The organism is Actinoplanes nipponensis (assembly GCF_016862275.1).
GTDB lineage: Bacteria > Actinomycetota > Actinomycetes > Mycobacteriales > Micromonosporaceae > Actinoplanes > Actinoplanes nipponensis.
In genome coordinates, this window is record NZ_BOMQ01000044.1 from 52,835 (window position 1) to 71,135 (window position 18,301).

The 18,301-nt window shown below is 72.8% G+C and carries 17 protein-coding genes; 9 read left to right on the plus strand and 8 right to left on the minus strand.

The annotated features are described in order from the left end of the window. Window positions 1–5: 5 nt before the first annotated feature. Genes Ani05nite_RS17930 through Ani05nite_RS17940 form a run of 3 tightly spaced genes read left to right on the plus strand, consistent with a single transcriptional unit; the run spans window position 6 to window position 1,560 of the window. Window positions 6–611: a ribonuclease FAU-1 family protein gene (locus tag Ani05nite_RS17930; protein WP_203769692.1), complete on the plus strand. Its 606-nt coding sequence runs from the start codon at window positions 6–8 to the stop codon at window positions 609–611. A 30-nt stretch (window positions 612–641) separates the two neighbouring features. Then, a complete protein-coding gene (locus tag Ani05nite_RS17935) occupies window positions 642–941 on the plus strand; it encodes an ArsR/SmtB family transcription factor (protein ID WP_203769694.1) in 300 nt (99 codons plus the stop codon). A gap of 28 nt (window positions 942–969) precedes the next feature. Then, the gene (locus Ani05nite_RS17940) at window positions 970–1,560 is read left to right on the plus strand and encodes a phosphoesterase PA-phosphatase (protein ID WP_203769695.1); all 591 of its coding nucleotides are present in this window, start codon (window positions 970–972) and stop codon (window positions 1,558–1,560) included. Window positions 1,561–1,564: 4 nt separating this feature from the next. Here Ani05nite_RS17940 and Ani05nite_RS17945 read toward each other — a convergent pair whose 3' ends face one another. The 4 genes from Ani05nite_RS17945 to Ani05nite_RS17960 form a co-directional block, all read right to left on the minus strand. After that, window positions 1,565–2,917, minus strand: a complete 1,353-nt coding sequence (locus Ani05nite_RS17945) for an MFS transporter (RefSeq protein WP_203769696.1) — start codon at window positions 2,915–2,917, stop codon at window positions 1,565–1,567. 55 nt (window positions 2,918–2,972) lie between these two features. After that, complete coding sequence (locus Ani05nite_RS17950) at window positions 2,973–5,093, minus strand: hypothetical protein (RefSeq protein ID WP_203769697.1); 2,121 nt, start codon at window positions 5,091–5,093, stop codon at window positions 2,973–2,975. A 59-nt stretch (window positions 5,094–5,152) separates the two neighbouring features. Beyond that, a complete protein-coding gene (locus Ani05nite_RS17955) occupies window positions 5,153–5,728 on the minus strand; it encodes an NYN domain-containing protein (RefSeq protein WP_239130157.1) in 576 nt (191 codons plus the stop codon). A 65-nt stretch (window positions 5,729–5,793) separates the two neighbouring features. Continuing rightward, window positions 5,794–6,576 (minus strand): GNAT family N-acetyltransferase, encoded by a 783-nt coding sequence (locus tag Ani05nite_RS17960; RefSeq protein ID WP_203769698.1) that lies wholly within the window; start codon window positions 6,574–6,576, stop codon window positions 5,794–5,796. A gap of 196 nt (window positions 6,577–6,772) precedes the next feature. On the opposite strand from Ani05nite_RS17960, the gene Ani05nite_RS17965 reads away from it, so the two are divergent. Next, the gene (locus Ani05nite_RS17965) at window positions 6,773–7,099 is read left to right on the plus strand and encodes a Uma2 family endonuclease (RefSeq protein WP_239130159.1); all 327 of its coding nucleotides are present in this window, start codon (window positions 6,773–6,775) and stop codon (window positions 7,097–7,099) included. Here the strand turns inward: Ani05nite_RS17965 and ychF are convergent. From ychF to Ani05nite_RS17980, 3 genes are all read right to left on the minus strand, one after another. Continuing rightward, window positions 7,051–8,136: a redox-regulated ATPase YchF gene (gene ychF / locus Ani05nite_RS17970; protein ID WP_203769699.1), complete on the minus strand. Its 1,086-nt coding sequence runs from the start codon at window positions 8,134–8,136 to the stop codon at window positions 7,051–7,053. The genes Ani05nite_RS17965 and ychF overlap by 49 nt on opposite strands. Window positions 8,137–8,176: 40 nt before the next feature. Then, window positions 8,177–9,253, minus strand: a complete 1,077-nt coding sequence (locus Ani05nite_RS17975; protein WP_203769700.1) for a helix-turn-helix domain-containing protein — start codon at window positions 9,251–9,253, stop codon at window positions 8,177–8,179. Window positions 9,254–9,335: 82 nt separating this feature from the next. Beyond that, on the minus strand, window positions 9,336–10,025 hold the full coding sequence (locus Ani05nite_RS17980; protein WP_203769702.1) for a hypothetical protein: 690 nt from the start codon (window positions 10,023–10,025) through the stop codon (window positions 9,336–9,338). Window positions 10,026–10,104: 79 nt separating this feature from the next. On the opposite strand from Ani05nite_RS17980, the gene Ani05nite_RS17985 reads away from it, so the two are divergent. The 4 genes from Ani05nite_RS17985 to valS all read left to right on the plus strand — a co-directional run bounded on the left by Ani05nite_RS17985 (window position 10,105) and on the right by valS (window position 16,276). Next, window positions 10,105–11,520, plus strand: coding sequence for a DNA-3-methyladenine glycosylase 2 family protein (locus Ani05nite_RS17985; RefSeq protein ID WP_203769703.1), 1,416 nt, complete (start codon window positions 10,105–10,107; stop codon window positions 11,518–11,520). Then, entirely contained in the window at window positions 11,511–12,017 is a 507-nt protein-coding gene (locus Ani05nite_RS17990) for a methylated-DNA--[protein]-cysteine S-methyltransferase (protein WP_377880756.1), read from the plus strand. The genes Ani05nite_RS17985 and Ani05nite_RS17990 overlap by 10 nt, the downstream gene beginning before the upstream one ends. 90 nt (window positions 12,018–12,107) lie before the next feature. Then, on the plus strand, window positions 12,108–13,700 hold the full coding sequence (locus Ani05nite_RS17995) for a glycoside hydrolase domain-containing protein (protein ID WP_203769705.1): 1,593 nt from the start codon (window positions 12,108–12,110) through the stop codon (window positions 13,698–13,700). Window positions 13,701–13,753: 53 nt separating this feature from the next. After that, on the plus strand, window positions 13,754–16,276 hold the full coding sequence (gene valS / locus Ani05nite_RS18000; RefSeq protein ID WP_203769706.1) for a valine--tRNA ligase: 2,523 nt from the start codon (window positions 13,754–13,756) through the stop codon (window positions 16,274–16,276). A 42-nt stretch (window positions 16,277–16,318) separates the two neighbouring features. On the opposite strand, the gene Ani05nite_RS18005 is transcribed toward valS, so the two are convergent. After that, window positions 16,319–17,221, minus strand: a complete 903-nt coding sequence (locus Ani05nite_RS18005; RefSeq protein WP_203769707.1) for a CPBP family intramembrane glutamic endopeptidase — start codon at window positions 17,219–17,221, stop codon at window positions 16,319–16,321. A gap of 460 nt (window positions 17,222–17,681) precedes the next feature. On the opposite strand from Ani05nite_RS18005, the gene Ani05nite_RS18010 reads away from it, so the two are divergent. Then, a complete protein-coding gene (locus tag Ani05nite_RS18010; RefSeq protein WP_203769708.1) occupies window positions 17,682–18,278 on the plus strand; it encodes a matrixin family metalloprotease in 597 nt (198 codons plus the stop codon). Window positions 18,279–18,301 lie beyond the last annotated feature (23 nt).

Here is an 18,301-nt window from a genome sequence, read left to right on the forward strand (position 1 = left end):
GCCGCATGACGTTCCACCCCGGCGAGCTCGTCGTCCGGCGCTTCCGGCACCCCGACCGGCGCCTCGCCGCGGTCCAGGCCGCCCGGGTGGTGTCCGACGACGACCGCGGGCTGCTGCTCTGGGTCGACATCGGCGCCGAGTCGATGCGGCGTACGGACCTGGCCGGCACGCCCACCCGGCACCTTTCCGTCGCCGCCGAGCTGGCCATGCCGACGATGCTGTCCCCGGTACGCCGCGAGAAGTTCCGCTCCCTGCTGCTGCTCCCGCCCGGCGCGCCGCACGCGGTCTCCTGGAGCTGGCTGGCCGACGGCACCTTCGCGGGCTGGTACGCCAACCTCGAGACCCCGGCCCGCCGCTGGGCCGGGGGCGTCGACTCGCACGACCAGACGCTGGACGTGCTCGTCGACGCCGACCGCTCCTGGCACCTCAAGGACGCCGACGACCTCGCGGCGCTGGACCCGGCGCAGGCGGCGACCGTCCACGCCGAGGGGGAACGGCTGGGCAAGCTGGCCGAGACCGCGACGTTCCCGTTCGACGAGACCTGGCTCGACTTCCGGCCGCCCCCGGACTGGACCCCTGCCACCCTGCCGCCCTGGTGGGACGCCCCGTGACGTATTCCGTTATGGGTATACGATGGGCCGATGGCACGAGCGGCGACGACGGCGGACGCGTTCAACGCGGTGGCCGAACCCCGGCGGCGGCAGATCCTCGACCTGCTGGCCGCCGGTGAGCTCCCGGTCAACGACCTCGCCGCGCTGCTCGGCGTGGCCCAGCCGCAGATCTCCAAACACCTGCGGGTGCTGCGCGTGGTCGGCCTGGTGCACGTCCGCGAGGTCGGCCGGCACCGGCTCTACCGGCTGAGCCCCGAGCCCCTCAAGCCCATCCACGACTGGCTCAGCCGCTACGACTTCGCGCCGGACGAGCTGGCACCGGCCGCCTGACCGGCCGGGCCGGCTGCGATCATGGGATGTGCCCGCTGCCGCCGCCGACCGGACCGCCCGGATCGCCTCCGAGGTCTTCGCCCCCGCCGTCCTGGTCGCGGGCCTGCTGCTGGTGGTCGGCTGGCACGCCGGTGACCAGCCCGGGGTCTCCCGCTGGTGGGGGCTGCCGGGCGCGGTGTTCGCCGCCGGCATCCCCCTGGCCTACGTGCTACGCGGCGTGCGGCAGGGCCGGCTGAGCAGCCACCACATCCCCGAGCGCGAGCACCGCCGGGTCCCGCTGCTGTTCGGCATCGCCTCGGTGGCCGCCGGCCTGGTCGTGCTGGTGCTGCTCGGCGCCCCGCGCGAGGTGCTGGCCCTGCTGGCCGCCGGCGGCGTCGGCCTGGTCGTGTTCACGGTGGTGACGCACTGGTGGAAGATGTCCATCCACGCGGGCGTGGCGGCGGGCACCGCGATGACGCTGACCGTCGTCTACGGCCCGCTCGCACTGATCGGCGTGCCGCTGGTGCTGCTCGCCGGCTGGGCCCGGGTCCGGCTGTCCGCGCACACGACGGCCCAGGTGATCGCCGGGGCCCTGGTCGGCGCGGTGATCGCCGGCACGGTCTTCCCCGCGCTGCGCTGACCGCTCAGCGGGCGGTCACCGCCACCCGCACGGCAATGAGGACGGTCACCACGCCGAGCAGCGTGGTGAAGACGAACGGCCCCGTGAACGGGGCGAGCGCGAAGAGCAGGCCGGCGACCGCGAGCGAGGCGCTGCCGCCCACCGCGTCCGTGATGCTCTTCGCCGCCGTGTTGAAGCCCTCCTCGCCCGGCGCCGACAGGGCCAGCACCAGCGTGCTGATCCGCGGGTAGAGCGTGCCCATGCCCGCGCCCGCCAGGAACCAGCCGGCCGCCGCCACGGCCGGGTGCAGGTGCAGCACCACCGTGGCCAGCTCCAGGGCCGCGCCGCCGGCCAGCAGCACGGCGCCCGCGCGCAGCGCCGTACCCGGATCGAGCCTGTCGCTCAGCCGGCCCTGCACCGCCGAGGCCAACGCCCACGCGACCGCGCCGGCGGTCAGCGTCACCCCCGAGAGCCAGGTGGGCAGGCCGTAACGGTCGTGCAGCAGCAACGGCAGGTAGACCTCCGTGCCGAAGAAGACCCCGCCGGCCGCGCCGCAGAGCACGACCGCCGCCGGCAGACCGGCCCGGATCCGGTACGTGCCCGGCGGCACCAGGTGTCGCAGCGCGATGCCGATCACCACGACCGCCGGCGGCGCCAGCAGCCAGGCCACCGCCCGGTCCAGCCCGCCCAGCGAGCTGAGCGCGACCACGCTGCCCGCGACGACCGCCGCCTCGACGACGCGGCGCGCGTCGGCGGCCGACGCCGGCACCCGGTCGGCGCGGGCCCGGTCACGACCGCGTACGGCCGGCAGCATCAGCCCGCCCGCCACGGCGACCAGCGCGACCACCCCGAGGAACACCCAGTGCCAGCTCAACGCCTCGGCGACGTAACCGGCGACGAACGGGCCGATCATCGACGGCAGCACCCAGGCGGACGCGAACGCGCCGAAGATCCGGATGTGCAGGGCGGCCGGATAGACCAGCGCGACCAGCACGTACAGCGCGACGGTGATCCCGCCCGCGCCGAGGCCCTGGAGGAACCGGGCCGCCACGAAGACCGGCATCGACACCGCCGTGCCCGCGACCGCGAGCCCCGTGGCGAACACGGCTATCGCGGCGAACAGCGGCACGGCCGGCCCGCGCCGGTCGGCCCACGAGCCGATCGCGACCATGCCGACGACGCCGGCGGCCAGCGTCGAGGAGAACGCGAGCGCGTACAGGCCGCGGCCGTTCAGGTCGCTGGTGACGACCGGCATGATCGTCGTCACCGCCAGCGACTCGAAGGCGGCCAGGAAGACCAGGCTCCACGCGCCGACGGTGGTCAGGGCGTACGGCCGGGCCAGGATGCCGGCCGGCCGGATCTCGCTCTCCACGCTCACCGCCAGAACCTAGAACCTCACCCGGGGTTGAGGTCAAAGTCTCGCGCGCGGGCGGCTACCGCACGTCGACGTAGTCCGTCGGACCGGTGGTGGCGGTGGAGGCCGCGTCGCCCGCGTAGGTCCAGCGGAACGAGCCGTCCGCCGAGGCCTTCACGGTCGTCTTGAGCTTGCCGGCGGAGTCGGTCTTGACGGACTTGACGGTCTTCCAGGCGGTCGTGCCCTTCTTCGAGTACTGGAGGGTGACGGTGCGCGAGCCGTACCCCTGGTAGGTCCAGCTCTCCCAGCCGGCGCGGGTCAGCGTGCCGGTCACGGTGATGGTCTTGCCCTTGGTGACCGGCTCCGGGGACGCGTCGACGGTCAGCTTGCTGACCCGCTTCATCGAGAAGGCGCCGGCGGCGTGCCGGTCGGCGAAACTCGTACCGTCCGCCGCGTGCGACCACGCGGCGACGGTCCAGGCGCCGGCCAGCGCGTTGCGCGCCGCATCCACCTTGACGTCCATGGCGAAGCGGGCCGTGCAGACGGCGGCGGTGTTGCTGGTCTTCTCGCAGTCGGCCGGCCCGGTGGCGAGGATGACGCCGTCCGGCGTGGCATACGCGCCGTGGTAGAGGTAGGCGTCGCCGCCGGCGATGCCGGCCGGATCCGACGCGGTGAAGGTGGCGGTGAACACCCGGCTGCCCGACACGCCGAACGTCAGGTCGGCGCCGCCGTTGACCACGACGTTGGAGATCCTGGTGGCGCCCGAGGTCTCGTCGGGCGCGGTGGCGGGCCCGGCGAAGGCGCGGATCACCGTACGCCGCAGCCGGCCGTCCCGGTCGTCGGTGGCGGTCACCCGCAGCGACACGAAGGCGGCCGTGGCCGGCACGGTCAGCGTGTCGCCGTCGAGCTCGGTCCACTCCGCACCGTCGTCGGTCGAATACTCCACCTTGCCGACCTCGGCCGTGCCGCCACCGCGGGCCGACGCCGACGCGGTGATCCCGACGGCGGCGGCGCCGGCGCGGTTGCGGGCGTCCAGCCCGGTCACGCCGACGCCCAGGTCGATCAGCGGCAGCGGACCCTGATCGGGCGCCCGGAAATCCCACTCGCTGCGGATCCGGGTGGACAGCTGGGACCACGCGACCCGCCGGGTGAACGTCTGGTCGTAGTGGTGGACGTCGCCCTCGGTGGTCAGCTTGGCGGTGACCGAGGCGCGCGCGTCGGAGCCGGCATTGCCGTCCGCGTCGGCGTACGCGGCGGGCTCGCTCATCCGCAGCTCGTCGCCGTCGCGGACCGAGGAACCAGCCGCCCGCGGCAGGAACGGCCCCGCGCCGACGGTCGTGCCGGGGGACTCGCCGGCCGGCAGCGCCCGGTCGGGCAGCACCACGGAGCTGTCCCCCGCGCCGAGGGTCAGCTTGCGGTGCACCGTCGGCCCGGGCGTGACGTACTCGGTGACCGTGCCGGGCAGCCGCACCGGCGACTCCAGGTAGGAGCCGCTCCACCTGTCCTTGAGCGACGAACCCAGCGCCGCGTTCGTGGTGACGCCCTGGGCGCGCAGGGTGGTGACGGTCTTGGCGAGCTGCGCGGTGGTCACCTTCGCGATCGGGGACGCGGGCACAGTGGACCAGGAACGCTGGAGGTCGTAGCGGTACGGGCTGGGCACGGCCGCGGACGAGCCGGCCTTGGTGAGCAACTCGTGCAGGCGCAGGGTCACCCCGGCGACGGCGAACGGTGTCACGTACGTCTTGGCCGGGCCGCCGCTGGTGAAGCCGACCTTGTCGCCACCACCCAGCTCCAGCCAGTACGCCGACGTGGCCCGCACGGCGGTGGCGTCGTCGGTGGCGAAGGCGGTCTCCCGGGCGCCGGACTCGGCGAAGGTGACCGAGACCGCGGCGCTGGTGACCGTGAAGGTCCGTACGAGCAGATAGTTGCGCTGGCGGAAGTATCCGTACCGGGCGACGGCCACGTAGTCGCCCGGCGGGAGCTGGGCGGTGCCGTTCGGGCTGTCGCGGTCACCCTGGACGACGTGGTACTGCCAGGTGCTGCGGTCCCAGACGTACATGAACCGGCCGGAGACGGCGGTGCTCGCGGTGATCGCGAACTTCACCTGGTACGTCGCCGCGGCCCGGGCGGGCGCCGGCGCGAGCACGAGGGCCAGGACGACCACCACCGCGGCCGCCGCGGTGCGCAAGATTCTCACCATCCGGCCACAGTAGAGCCAGCGGACGGCGCCGGGGGTCCCCCTAACGGCCCGTGCCCGTACTACAGGAAGGGCTCCGGGTCGAACGTGTCGACCGGGATGATCCGCACCCGGGGCAGGACGCTGGTGAAGCAGCCGGCGTCCAGCTCCAGATCGAAGAGGGTCAGCCCGCTGTCGACCAGGCCGGCGAAGCCGGCGTTGAAGAACTCCGGGAAGCCGACCACGCCCACCCGCCGGTCGTCGCCGGTGAGCAGCCGGCCGATGTGCGGCAGGAAGTCACCGTCGTGGCTGGCCAGCAGCACGTCGCCGCGGCGCCGGCCGATGGCGTCGAGCGTGCGCTGGATGCCGATGTCCACGACCTTCTGGCCGGGGCCGCCGGACAGCGGCACGGGCCGGTACCCCATGGACTGCAACGCGCGGATGAACGGGGTCGGCAGCGCCCCGGACGACGCGTTGAGGAAGAAGAGGGCCGTGACCGGCTGGCCCCACTGGTCCTCCGCGAACTGCCGCAGGCGTTCCCAGCGCGGCCGCTCCTCGGAGTTGGGCCGGCGCTCCAGGATCTGCTGCCCGAGCGTCGAGTCGATGTTCTCGCCGTCGATGATCAGGTAGGTGACCGCACCGGCCATGGAAGCGCCCACCTCAGAGAATATCGTCACCGTGCGTCATCAGGACGGCCGAGCGTAACATGCCGCGAAGCCCGTCCTCAGCGCCGCCAGAGGTACGGCGTCGTGGTCGACACCTTGATCAGGCCGGACCGCTCGAGGATCGGCCGGGAGTACTCCGTCGAGTCGCTGTGGATCAGTGTCTTCCCGCCGGCCAGGGCCGACCGGGCCCGGGCCGCCGTGAGGGCGCGGTAGATCCCGCGCTGCCGCCACTGCCGGAGCACGGCGCCGCCCCAGAGGCCGGCGAAGTCGCTGTCGGCCACCGGTTCCAGCCGGCCCGCCCCGACCATCCGGCCGGCGGCCTCGGCCACCCACAGTTCCATCCCCGTGCCGAGCCCGAGCCGGCGCAGCAGGGCATCGGCCATCTCCCGCGACTCCGGTTCACCGAACGCCTCGTCGGCCATCGCGCTCATCGCCCGGACGTCGGGCTCGCTGGTCACCCGGCGCAGCGTGACGTCGGCCGGCAGCGGCATGTCCGCGACCAGGGCGGCGGCCTCCCCCACCATGATCGATTCCGGTTCGTCCGGTACGAACCCGTTGTCGATCAGCGCCTCGTGCAGACCGGGGGCGTGATCGTGGCCGCGCGTCTTCCATTCCACCCGCACGATCGCCGGGTCGGCGCGGTAATGCTCCAGGGCCTCCGGAACCAGCCGGTCGACCGCCCCCGCGTCGGCGTCGCCGAGCCGGGGATAGGTGATGAAACCCCGCCCGCCGCTGTAGGTGGCCAGCCGCAGCGGACCGAGCCGGGCGACCGAGGCAGCGCTCGCCGTCTCGACCCGCAGTTGTTCGTCGTAGAGCTTGAGGAGGTGCGCCGCGTCTGTCATCGCCGATCAGGCTGACGACGACGCCACCCCGCCGCAAGCCATTTAGCGATCGGCGGACGCGGGACTACAGAATGTTACGGTGACGGCGTGACTGCGGTGCCCAAGTGGATGCGGCCGCCTCGCCCCGAGGGGTGGTACGCCGAACCGGGAGATCACGATCCGGCTCGACAGATGGAATCGTCCGGAGCCCGACCTCGTGGCCGCCGCGGCACCCTACGATCCGTCCCGGACCTTCTACACGCCGGAGGAGACTCTCCTGTTCGTCGAGGTGGTGTCGCCGGAGTCAGCCCACCGCGACCGCACGGTCAAGCTGCGAAAGTACGCGGAAGCCGGCATCGCCAATTACCGCGATTCATCGCCACGAGCTGCGCACCACAACGCCGTTCACGATCACGCTCGACCTGGACGGGCTGGTGCCGGGCCGCCAGAGCTGAGCCCGGCGCCACCCCCGCCAGATGGCGAACCGGAACGCCACTACACGTTGAAGCGGAACTCGACGACGTCGCCGTCCTTCATGACGTAGTCCTTGCCCTCCATGCGCACCTTGCCGGCCGCCTTCGCCGCCGCCATCGAGCCGGCCGCCATCAGGTCGTCGTAGCTGACGATCTCGGCCTTGATGAAGCCGCGCTGGAAGTCCGAGTGGATCACGCCCGCCGCCTCGGGCGCGGTGGCGCCGACCGGGATCACCCAGGCGCGGGCCTCCTTCGGCCCGGCGGTCAGGTACGTCTGCAGGCCGAGGGTGTCGAAGCCGACCCGGATGAGCTGGTTGAGGCCGGGCTCGGTCTGCCCGGTCGACTCCAGCAGCTCCATCGCCTCGTCCTCGGGCAGGTCGATGAGCTCGGACTCGATCTTCGCGTCCATGAACACCGCCTCGGCCGGGGCCACCAGGGCGCGCATCTCGTCGAGGAACGTCGCGTTGCCCAGCTCGGCCTCGTCGACGTTGAAGACGTACAGGAAGGGCTTGGTGGTCAGCAGGTGCAGCTCGGACAGCAGCTCCAGCTCGATGCCCGCGGCCTTGGCGCCGGTGTAGAGGGTCGTGCCCTCGTCGAGCAGCTTGAACGCGGCCTCGGCGGCGGCGACCGTCGGCAGCCGGTCCTTCTTGAGCTTGGCTTCCTTCTGCAGGCGCGGCAGCGCCTTCTCGACCGTCTGCAGGTCGGCCAGGATCAGCTCGGTGTTGATCGTCTCGATGTCGTCGGCCGGCGCGACCTTGCCGTCGACGTGCAGCACGTTGGGGTCGGAGAACGCGCGGACCACCTGGCAGATCGCCGAGGCGTCGCGGATGTTGGCCAGGAAGGCGTTGCCCCGGCCCTGCCCCTTGGAGGCGCCCCGGACCAGCCCGGCGATGTCGACGAACGAGACCGGCGCGGGCAGGATCTTCTCCGAGCCGAAGATCCCGGCCAGCTTGCCCAGGCGCTCGTCGGGCAGCCCGACCACCCCGACGTTGGGCTCGATCGTCGCGAACGGGTAGTTCGCGGCGAGCACGTCGTTCTTGGTCAGGGCGTTGAAGAGGGTGCTCTTGCCGACGTTGGGCAGGCCGACGATCCCGATGGTAAGGCTCACGACAGGCCAGTCTACGGGGCGGCCGGGGGCCCGTACGCGGTCACGTGGCCTTCGACCATTCGTGCAGCACGGTGCCGTCCCGCGTCCAGTCGGGCGTGATGACCTCGCCGGCGACCAGGACGGCCCGGGCCAGGATGCTGTACGTGTCGCCGGGGCCGTACCGCTGTTGCAGGTAGGCCCGGTTGCGGTCCGCGAAGAGCGGATCGGTCAGCGTGCGGACGGCGGCGTACGTGCCGCGGCCGTGGTTGCCGTTGCAGATGGTGACCGACCGCGTGCGGTTGAACGGGTTCGGCGCCCGGCAGAAGTGCGCGACGTCCTCCAGGAGCCGCTGATCCGGCGCCGCGCCCTCCAGCGTCGACCGGAATTCCGCCGGACGGCCGCTCCCCGCGGCCACCCGGAAGGCGCCGGCCGCCGGGTCCTGGAGCAACGGCAGGTTCAGCGCCTGCGTGACGCGGCGGGTCAGCGGGGTGCCGTCGACGCCGCCGAGCAGGACGAGATGGCCGGTGAGGTCGCTGCGGCTCAGCTCGTCGGCGAGCTTGTGGTGCACCGGCACGCCGGGGTTGGCTGCGTAGACGTGACCGTAGAGCTCCAGCAGCGCGTCGAGGTCGCGGTAGGCCGAGAGCTCGACGTAATCGGGGCTCTCGGGTGACGGGGAGACACCGGGGGCCCGCAGCCGCGGGGGCAGGCGCGCGCAGACCAGCGTGACCGGCGCCCGGTCCGCGAAGTGCCACGGACCCTCCCACGGGGCCCGGCCGGCCGGCTCCGCGGCGCCGCGGGGCTCGGCGGGTGACGCGGCCGTGGTGGCGGCCGCGCGGAGCTGGCACAGCTCGCGGAAGAGCTGCTCGAAGCGGTCCCGCTCGGCGCCGTGGAGGTCCTCCAGGGGCGGCAGCCGCGGATGCCCGCCGGCGGCCGGGCCGGGGCTCGCGAACAGCCTGGCGTACGCGTGCAGCCACTGCTCGGACGGGACCGCCTTGCCCTTCTCCCACGCGGAGATCAGCGGGACGCTCCGGGAGAAGGCCTGGGCGACGACTCCCTGGGTGACGGGCCGGCCGCCGAGGCCCACCTCGCGGAGGGCCCGCAGGCGGTCGCCGAGCTGCCGCTTACCGCCGTCCATCATCGCCGGCCCTTCAGCACACTTCAGTTATGCGGTGAACGGCCCGGCAATACCCACGAGAACCGCGTCCATGCCCCGCTGAAGTTCAGCGGTTGGTGAGTCCCAGCGGGTGGTCGGCCATCGTGCGCAGCTGCACCGCCATGCTGCGGGCGTCCTGGTCCGGGTTGCCGCCGAGCGCCTCCGCGAGCGCCCGCAGCTGCGGGCCGGGGAGCTGGGCCAGGCCCATCGCGTGCAGCGGGATCGTGATGCGGGTCCCGGTGGCGTCCGCGGCGATCAGCGCCGGCGCCTGCACCGTCGTCTCGCCGGCGGTGCCCCGGTTGCGGCGGTAGGTCGTCGCGCCGGGCGTCACCGTCGCGGTCGCCAGATCCACCGTACGGGTGCGCAGCGCCGTGCGGACCGTGGCCCGGCTGCCCTCCAGCCAGGCCGCCGTGCGCAGCGCGCCGGCCGCCAGGTACAGCCCGACCAGCATGAACGGGATGCCGAGCAGGCCGATCAGGCGCCACGGGCCGAACCCGTCGGCGCCGGCGAACCAGCTGCCGTCGGCGATGCACTCGCGGACCGACGGGGGCAGCAGCTCGGGCGGGATGCCCGAGACCTCCGCCGAGGTGGGACAGGACTCGTCCGCGCCGAACGCGTGCTGGAGCCAGCCGTCCACCACGAACGGCAACAGGGTGAACGCCGCGCCGGCGGCTGCGAAGAGAACACCGAACACCGCGCCGAGCGCCTTCTGCGCCGGCGGGGCGCCGATCGACAGCTGCTGCCTCTCACTGATCACGGCCGGAAGCATACGGCGCGCACCCTCATGTCCGAATCCCGCCAGCCGACCCGGCCCCGCGAGGGGCAGACTCGGTCGCATGGAGTTGGACTTCGAGCGGTGCTACCGGGCCGTCGACAGCCGTGACCAACGGTTCGACGGCTGGTTCTACACCGCTGTCCGTACCACCGGCATCTACTGCCGGCCGTCCTGCCCGGCCGTCACGCCGAAGCGGGAGAACGTCACCTTCTATCCCAGCGCCGCCGCCGCGCAGCGCGGCGGCTTCCGGGCCTGCCGCCGGTGCCGGCCGGACGCGGCGCCCGGTTCCCCCGAGTGGGACCTGCGGGCCGACCTGGTCGGCCGGGCCATGCGGCTGATCGCCGACGGCGTCGTCGACCGCGACGGCGTGCCCGGCCTGGCGAGCCGGCTGGGCTACACCGAGCGGCACCTCAACCGGCTGCTCAACGCCGAGCTGGGCGCCGGGCCGCTGGCCCTGGCCCGGGCCCAGCGGGCGCAGACCGCCCGGATCCTGATCGAGACCACCGATCTGGGCCTGGCCGAGATCGCGTTCGCGGCCGGCTTCGGCAGCGTGCGCCAGTTCAACGACACCATCCTCGAGGTGTACGCGCGGTCGCCGAGCGCGCTGCGGGAACGCCGCACCGCCCCGCAGCCGGAGGCGGGCACCATCACGCTGCGGCTCGCGTTCCGGGCGCCCCTGCACACCGGGGCCCTGCTCGGGTTCCTGGCCGCCCGGGCCCTGCCGGGCATCGAGGAGTGCGACGTCACGACGTACCGGAGGGGGTTGCGGCTGCCGCACGGGAGCGCGACCGTCGCGCTCACGCCGGCCGACCGGTGGGTCTCCGCGACGCTGCGGCTCGCGGACGTCCGCGACCTCGCGCCGGCGGTCGCCCGCTGCCGCCGGCTGTGCGACCTGGACGCCGATCCGGTCGCGGTGGACGGCACGCTGGGCGCCGATCCGGCGCTGACCGCGGCGGTCCGCGCCGAGCCGGGGGTACGGGTCCCGCGCGCGGTCGACGGCTTCGAGCTGGCGGTCCGCGCCGTCGTCGGCCAGCAGGTCTCCGTCGCCGGGGCGCGCCGGACGCTGAGCCGGATGCTGACCCCGGCCGCCCCCGGCGAGCTGCACGGCTTCCCGGCGGCGGAGACCGTGGCCGCGCTGCCCGACACCGCGTTCCGGATGCCGGCCGCGCGCCGGCAGACCATCCGGGCGCTCGCCGAGGCCGTCGCCGACGGCAAACTCGACCTCGAGCCCGGCGCCGACCGGGAGGAGTCCGTCGCCCGGCTGCTCGAACTGCCCGGCGTCGGCGCCTGGACCGCCGGCTACGTGGCCATGCGGGCCATCGGCGACCCCGACGTCCTGCTGCCCACCGACGTGGCGGTCCGGCGCGGCGCGCGAGCGCTCGGCCTGCCCGACTCCCCCCGGGCGCTGGCTGCGCACGCCGACCGCTGGCGGCCCTGGCGCTCGTACGCCCTGATGAGACTCTGGAGATCAGCATGATGCGCTACGCGACCCTCGACACCCCCGCCGGACCGTTCACCTACGTCGTCGGCCCGGCCGGCGCGGTACGGGCCAGCGGGTTCACCACCGACGTGGCGGCCCTGCTCGCCCTCGTCCACCCGGCGTTGCGGGAGGACGTGCGGCCCGCCGCCGACCCGGGCGGGATCGGGACAGTCGTCAGCTCCTATCTGGACGGTGACCTCGGCGCGCTCGACGCCGTGCCGGTCGAGCAGCGCACCGGCGGGCCGTTCATGACCCACGCCTGGCAGGTGCTGCGGGAGATCAAGCCCGGCGCGCCGCTGACCTACGCCGGGTACGCCGAGCTGGCCGGGCGGCCGGCCGCGATCCGCGCCGCCGCGACGGCCTGCGCACGCAACGCGGTCGCGCTGTTCGTGCCGTGCCACCGGGTCATCGGCACCGACGGGAGCCTGCGCGGCTACCGCTGGGGGCTGGACGTGAAGACGTGGCTGCTGGCCCACGAAAGCAACCGGGTGTAGGCGCGGAACTGGCTGTTCGGCCGTACCGGTCGCGATGATCCCTTTGGTTGGGTCGGACGTCCTCTGTCGTCCGGCCCCGAAAAGGTGCACATGCGCAAGCGAGTCGTCCGTGCGGTCTTCGCTGTCACGGTCCTCCTGCTCTCGACGCTGACGCTGGCCCAGGCGGACGCGACGATGACCGCGAGCGCCGCGCCGACCGTGCAGCCGGGCACCTTCGCGGGCCAGGCGTTCGACGCCTGCACGGCCCCGTCGAACGCGAGCATGGCCGCGTGGCGCAAGGCGTCGCCGTACCGGGGCATCGGCATCTACATCGGCGGCAACAACCGGGGCTGCACGCAGAAGGAGCTCACCGCCGGCTGGGTGCACACCCAGGTCGCCGCGGGCTGGCACCTGATCCCGCTCTACGTCGGCCCGCAGGCGTCGTGCACCATCGCCACCAAGAAGAAGAACCTGATCAGCAACGCCCAAGCGGCCGCGCAGGGCGCCGCCGCCGCGCAGGACGCCGCCGGCCAGGCCCGGGCGCTCGGCCTGGCCGCGCAGAGCGTGCTCGTCTACGACATGGAGGCGTACCGGACCGACGACGCCGCCTGCCGCCAGGGCGTCCTGGCGTTCATGGGCGCCTGGACGGCGAAGCTGCACGACCTCGGCTACCTGTCCGGCTTCTACAGCAGCATGGGTTCCGGCGTGGCCGACCAGGTCGCCCACTACGCCACCGCCGGCTACGTCCGCCCCGACTACGTCGACTTCGCCCGCTGGGACAAGGTCGCCACGCTCAACGACACCGGCCTCCCGGCCGGGCACTGGGCGCCGCACCGCCGGATGAAGCAGTACCAGGGCGACCACCAGGAGACCTGGGGCGGCGTCACCATCACCATCGACAGCAACCTGGTCGACTTCGCCCCGCTGCCGGCCGCGAAGCTCGCCGACTACAACCGCAACGGCTGGTCCGACGTGCTGGCGCGCACCTCCAGCACCGGCAACCTGTTCCTCTACCCGGGCAACGGCGCGTACCCGGACGAGAAGACCCGCAAGAAGATCGGCAGCGGCTGGGGCGGGATGAACGCGATCGAACGGATCGGCGACCTCAACCGCGACGGCTACCCCGACGTGGTCGCCCGCGTGCGCTCGACCGGCTACCTGTACTTCTACCCCGGCCGCAGCAACGGCACGCTGGGTTCGCGCACGCTGCTGTCGAAGAGCTTCAAGGCGATGCGCGAGATCACCGCGATCGGCGACCTCACCCGGGACGGCTACCCGGACCTGGTCGCGGCCCAGACCAGCAACCACAACCTGTACCTCTACCCGGGCGCGAAAGGCGCCAAGCTGGGCGCCCGCCGGCTGATCGCCAAGGGCGGCTGGGACCAGCGCAACGAACTGGCCGGCGTCGGCGACCTCACCCGCGACGGCTACCCCGACCTGCTCGTCCGGCAGGGCACGGCGGGCCAGCTGTTCCTGTACCCGGGACGCAAGGGCGCCCTGGGGGCCCGCAAGGTGATCGGGACGGGGTGGAATAACAAGCGGGACCTGATCGGGGTCGGCGACTTCGACCGGGACGGGTACGTGGACCTGGCCGCGGTGCTCAAGACGCCGGGGAGCCTGATGCTCTATCGCGGGACCGGCAGCGGGCTGCGGCCGGGGGTGCGGCTGGCGACCGGCTACGGGGGACGCTCGCCGCTGTTCTGATCCACCCGGCTATACCGCTCGTCCCCGGCCCGCCGCGCCCCTACGCTGGCCGCATGACGGAGCCTGCAAGCGGCCGGATGCCCGACCGCCCGACCCTGGACGGACTGGAAGACAAGTGGGCCTCCCGCTGGGAGGCGGAGGGGACCTACCGGTTCGACCGGTCGGTAACCGAGCGGGCCGCCGTGTACTCGATCGACACCCCGCCGCCGACCGTGTCCGGCGAGCTGCACATGGGGCACGTCTTCTCCTACACGCACACCGACACCGTCGCGCGGTTCCAGCGGATGCGGGGCAAGGCCGTCTTCTACCCGATGGGGTGGGACGACAACGGGCTGCCGACCGAGCGGCGCGTGCAGAACGTGTACGGCGTCTACTGCGACCCGTCGCTGCCGTACGACCCGCAGTGGCAGCCGCCCGCCCAGCCGCCCAAGCAGCCGCTGCCGGTGTCCCGGCGCAACTTCGTCGAGCTGTGCGGCCGGCTGACCGTCGAGGACGAGAAGGTGTTCGAGGCGCTGTGGCGGCGGCTCGGGCTGTCGGTCGACTGGTCGCTGACGTACACGACCATCGGGGCGCGGGCGCAGGCCGTGTCGCAGCGGGCGTTCCTGGACAACCTGGCGCGCGGGGAGGCGTACACGTCGGAGGCGCCGACGCTGTGGGACGTCGGGTTCCGTACCGCCGTCGCGCAGGCCGAGATCGAGGACCGGGAGCGGCCCGGGGCGTACCACCGGTTGCGTTTCCACGGCCCGGACGGGCCGGTCGAGGTCGACACGACCCGGCCCGAGCTGCTGCCCGCCTGCGTCGCGCTGGTGTGCCCGCCGGAGCACCCGCTGGCCGGCGCCACCGTGCGTACGCCGTTGTTCGACGTCGAGGTGCCGGTGCACGCGCACCCGCTGGCCGAGGCCGACAAGGGCACCGGCATCGCGATGGTCTGCACCTTCGGCGACCTGACCGACGTCATCTGGTGGCGGGACCTGCGGCTGGAGACGCGGGTGGTCCTCGGCCGCGACGGGCGCTTCCTGGCCGACCGCCCGGCGGGTGTCCCGGCCGCGGCGTACGCGCAGTTCGCCGGGCTGACCGTCAACGCCGCCCGGCGGGAGATCGTCCGGCTGCTCACCGAGACCGGGGACCTGCTGGGCGAGCCGCGGCCGATCACCCACCCGGTCAAGTTCTACGAGCGCGGCGACTCGCCGCTGGAGATCGTCACCAGCCGGCAGTGGTTCATCCGCAACGGCGGGCGCGACGCCGGCCTGCGCGCCGAGCTGCAGGGCCGCGGGAACGAGCTGACCTGGATCCCGACGCACATGCGGCACCGCTACGAGCACTGGGTCGACGGCCTGACCGGGGACTGGCTGATCAGCCGGCAGCGGTTCTTCGGCGTGCCCGTCCCGGTCTGGTACCGGCTCGACGACGCTGGCGAGCCGGACTACGGTCAGCTTCTCATACCGGACGTTTCGGCGCTGCCGGTCGACCCCTCCTCGGAGTGTCCGCCCGGCTTCGACGAGACCCGGCGGGACGTCCCGGGCGGCTTCACCGCCGACCCGGACGTCATGGACACCTGGGCCACGTCGTCGCTGACGCCGCAGATCGTCGGCGGCTGGGGCAGCGACGACCTGTTCGGCAAGGTGTTCCCGATGGATCTGCGGCCGCAGGGCCAGGAGATCATCCGGACCTGGCTGTTCTACTCGATCGTCCGGTCCCACTTCGCGCACGGCACGCTGCCGTGGCGCACGGCCGTGCTGTCCGGCTGGATCCTCGACCCGGACCGCAAGAAGATGTCCAAGTCCAAGGGCAACGTGGTCACGCCGATGGACCTGCTGGTGCAGCACGGCGCGGACGCGGTGCGGTACTGGGCCGCCAACGGCCGCCCGGGCGCCGACCTGGCCTTCGACCCGGCACAGATCAAGGTCGGCCGGCGGCTCGCCACCAAACTGCTCAACGCCTCGAAGTTCGCCCTCGGGCTGGGCGCCGCCGACGCGCTGCGGCGACCGGTGACGGCGGCGCTGGACCGGGCGGCGCTCACCCGGCTGGCCGAGGTGGTGCAGGCGGCCACGGCGGCGTTCGACGCGTACGACCACACCACCGCGCTCCAGGTGTGCGAGGCGTACTTCTGGACGTTCTGCGACGACTACATCGAGCTGGTCAAGGAGCGGGCGTACGCCGAGGGGCCGGGCGGCGACTCGGCCCGGGCGGCGCTCGCAGCCGGGCTGTCCGTGCTGCTGCGGTTGTTCGCGCCGTTCCTGCCGTACGCGACGGAGGAGATCTGGTCGTGGTGGCGCTACGGCTCGGTCCACGCCGCGACGTGGCCGACGACGTACGAGCTGACCCGGGTCGCCCCGGACGGCGACGCCACCCTGCTCGACCTGGCCGGGGAGGCCCTGCGCCAGGTCCGCCGGGCCAAGTCGGACCGCAAGCTGTCGATGAAGGCCGACGTGCCGCTGGCCGAGGCGCTCGGGCCGGCGGCGGTGCTGGACCGGCTGGCCCTGGTGGAGGACGACCTCAGGGCGGCGGGCCGGATCGCCAAGCTGGACATGCTGCCGGACCGGACGACCGAGCTGGTCATCGCCAGCGCCTTCTGAGCGGGCGGGTGGACCTGAACGCCTGCTCGGGGTCGTCAGCGACTACGGTCGATCTCGCCCGGCTGCGCTGATGCCGTGCAACCGAGAGGCAACCGTGGGAATGAACGTGGCGAGGAGAGCCAGAATCGCGAGGCTCAACACCACCAGCCCCGGGTCCACCGGCGCCGCCACGATCGTGGTTCCGGCGTCTTGCAGCGCGTGGATGCCGATGACCAGGAACAAGTTCCCGGTGCGCAGGTAGAGCGCCGCGAACACCATCCCGATGGCGAAGAGGCGACCGAGGTCGAGGACGATGTCCGGCCAGGCCATGCCGGCCCCGGACGAGCCGCCGAGCACGTCACCGGGAAGGTGATAGAGCGCGAACATCGACTGGGAGACAACGAGCGCTGCGCCCACCGCCACCGCCGGGGCCATCCGAGAGAACTTGAGCGCCAGTTGGGGCAACAGCAACCCCCGGAAGAAGGTCTCCTCCGCCGGAGCGATGCCCAGCGCATAACCGGCCAGGACACCCACCGCCGTTGCCCAGCCGGCACCGGTCCAGGCTGTGGCGAGCTGCGGCTGGTCGCCGTGGGCGACGGTCACCACGATCTGAATGACCTGCATGGCCACGAAGATCGCGGCCGTGGCCGCCAAACCACGACCCACCCTGGATCGCTGCCAGCCCAGATCGCGTGGCCTGAGTCCCGCGTACCGGGCGGCGACGAAGGCCACCGCCAGCAGGGCGAGCCCGCCGATCAAAGCCGGCCTGACCAGGTGTCCGGTGTCGGACGAGACAGTGGTGTAGAACCCTCGGCCGGCGCGGAAGCTGACGTTGAGAGCCGCGGCCACCGCCACCACAGCCGCCGTGGCCAGCAGCAGAGACCGCCACGAGGGCTCCGGAACATCGGGGGACGGCCGAATCTGACCGGCTCGTTCACGCCCGGCGTGATTCAGCAACGACGCCATGACGGCTCACCCCTCCCCGTCCTCTCGTCCCACCGTGTCCGCCTCGGCGACGACCGGCATAGGGCCGAGCGGACAGCGAGCGCTGGACCATCGCCCCGACTCCCGCGTCACCCCGTCGCGGTCCACCCGATCCCCTGCGGCAGCCCGATGCAGAAGCCGTGGCCGAGCACTGGGCCGGCGAAGGGTCTAGACCCGTTCGTCCGATTTGTCGGGCAGGACACTGTGGACGGTCGGGAGCGTCTAGCGTTCAGGTCAATGCGAGTCGGGATTTCGCACACGGGTGCCGGGCCAGCCCCGTGACGACCGCAGAGGGCCGGCGTCGACGCGTTTCGGCGGAGGGGAACCCTTCGCTCTCCGACCACGTCTGAACCGACGAACTACGGGGTGCTTGATGTCCAAGATCATTCCCAGTCCCGATCGATCGAAGCAGGGAACAGTCCGGGTGCTCACCGTTCTCAGCGTGGCAGCGGTCGTCACCGGTGTCGGCGGTCAGCCGGCCGGGGCGAACCCGTTCGGCTCGACCGCTTGCGTCGACCCGGCCGGCGCCGTGCCGCTGAACTGCGTGAACCTCGCGAACAACAACGATCACGCGATGAACTACGTGAACCTCGACCAGACCACCCAGGCGATTCCCGGGATGGGCGCTGCGATGACAGCTGCGATCTCCGACCTGAACGGCACGGACCTGCACGCCTACCGCGACGAGAACGACTCGCTGCCCGATGTCTGGGTGCACGACTACAACTACGGCGCGCTCGACGGCATCACCGCCTGGGTCGTGTGCCCGTCGGACAACACCGGCGAGGGCGGCTCGAACCCGAACCGCTGGTGCCGCGGGCAGGACCTGAACTTCAACGTCTACTACTGGGTCAGCGACAACGGCTTCTACGACACCGCCGCGCAGCGGCAGAACATCGCCTGCCACGAGCTCGGCCACACGGTCGGCCTGCAGCACCGCACCGACACCCGGGCCAGTTGCATGTGGACCTACGCCGGCGACGGCGGGGCGAGCCGGTACGACGCGCACGACCGTGGCCACGTCAACTCCCGATACTGAGCGCACAGACATGGGGGACACCA

Bases quoted from the DNA above. Each gene is read 5' to 3' on its own strand.
- Ani05nite_RS17975 (WP_203769700.1), bottom strand. From the start codon at position 9,253: ATGATGGACGGCGGTAAGCGGCAGCTCGGCGACCGCCTGCGGGCCCTC.
- Ani05nite_RS17930 (WP_203769692.1), top strand. From the start codon at position 6: ATGACGTTCCACCCCGGCGAGCTCGTCGTCCGGCGCTTCCGGCACCCC.
- Ani05nite_RS17960 (WP_203769698.1), bottom strand. From the start codon at position 6,576: ATGACAGACGCGGCGCACCTCCTCAAGCTCTACGACGAACAACTGCGG.
- Ani05nite_RS17985 (WP_203769703.1), top strand. From the start codon at position 10,105: ATGGAGTTGGACTTCGAGCGGTGCTACCGGGCCGTCGACAGCCGTGAC.
- Ani05nite_RS17950 (WP_203769697.1), bottom strand. From the start codon at position 5,093: ATGGTGAGAATCTTGCGCACCGCGGCGGCCGCGGTGGTGGTCGTCCTG.
- Ani05nite_RS17935 (WP_203769694.1), top strand. From the start codon at position 642: ATGGCACGAGCGGCGACGACGGCGGACGCGTTCAACGCGGTGGCCGAA.
- valS (WP_203769706.1), top strand. From the start codon at position 13,754: ATGACGGAGCCTGCAAGCGGCCGGATGCCCGACCGCCCGACCCTGGAC.
- Ani05nite_RS18005 (WP_203769707.1), bottom strand. From the start codon at position 17,221: ATGGCGTCGTTGCTGAATCACGCCGGGCGTGAACGAGCCGGTCAGATT.
- Ani05nite_RS17995 (WP_203769705.1), top strand. From the start codon at position 12,108: ATGCGCAAGCGAGTCGTCCGTGCGGTCTTCGCTGTCACGGTCCTCCTG.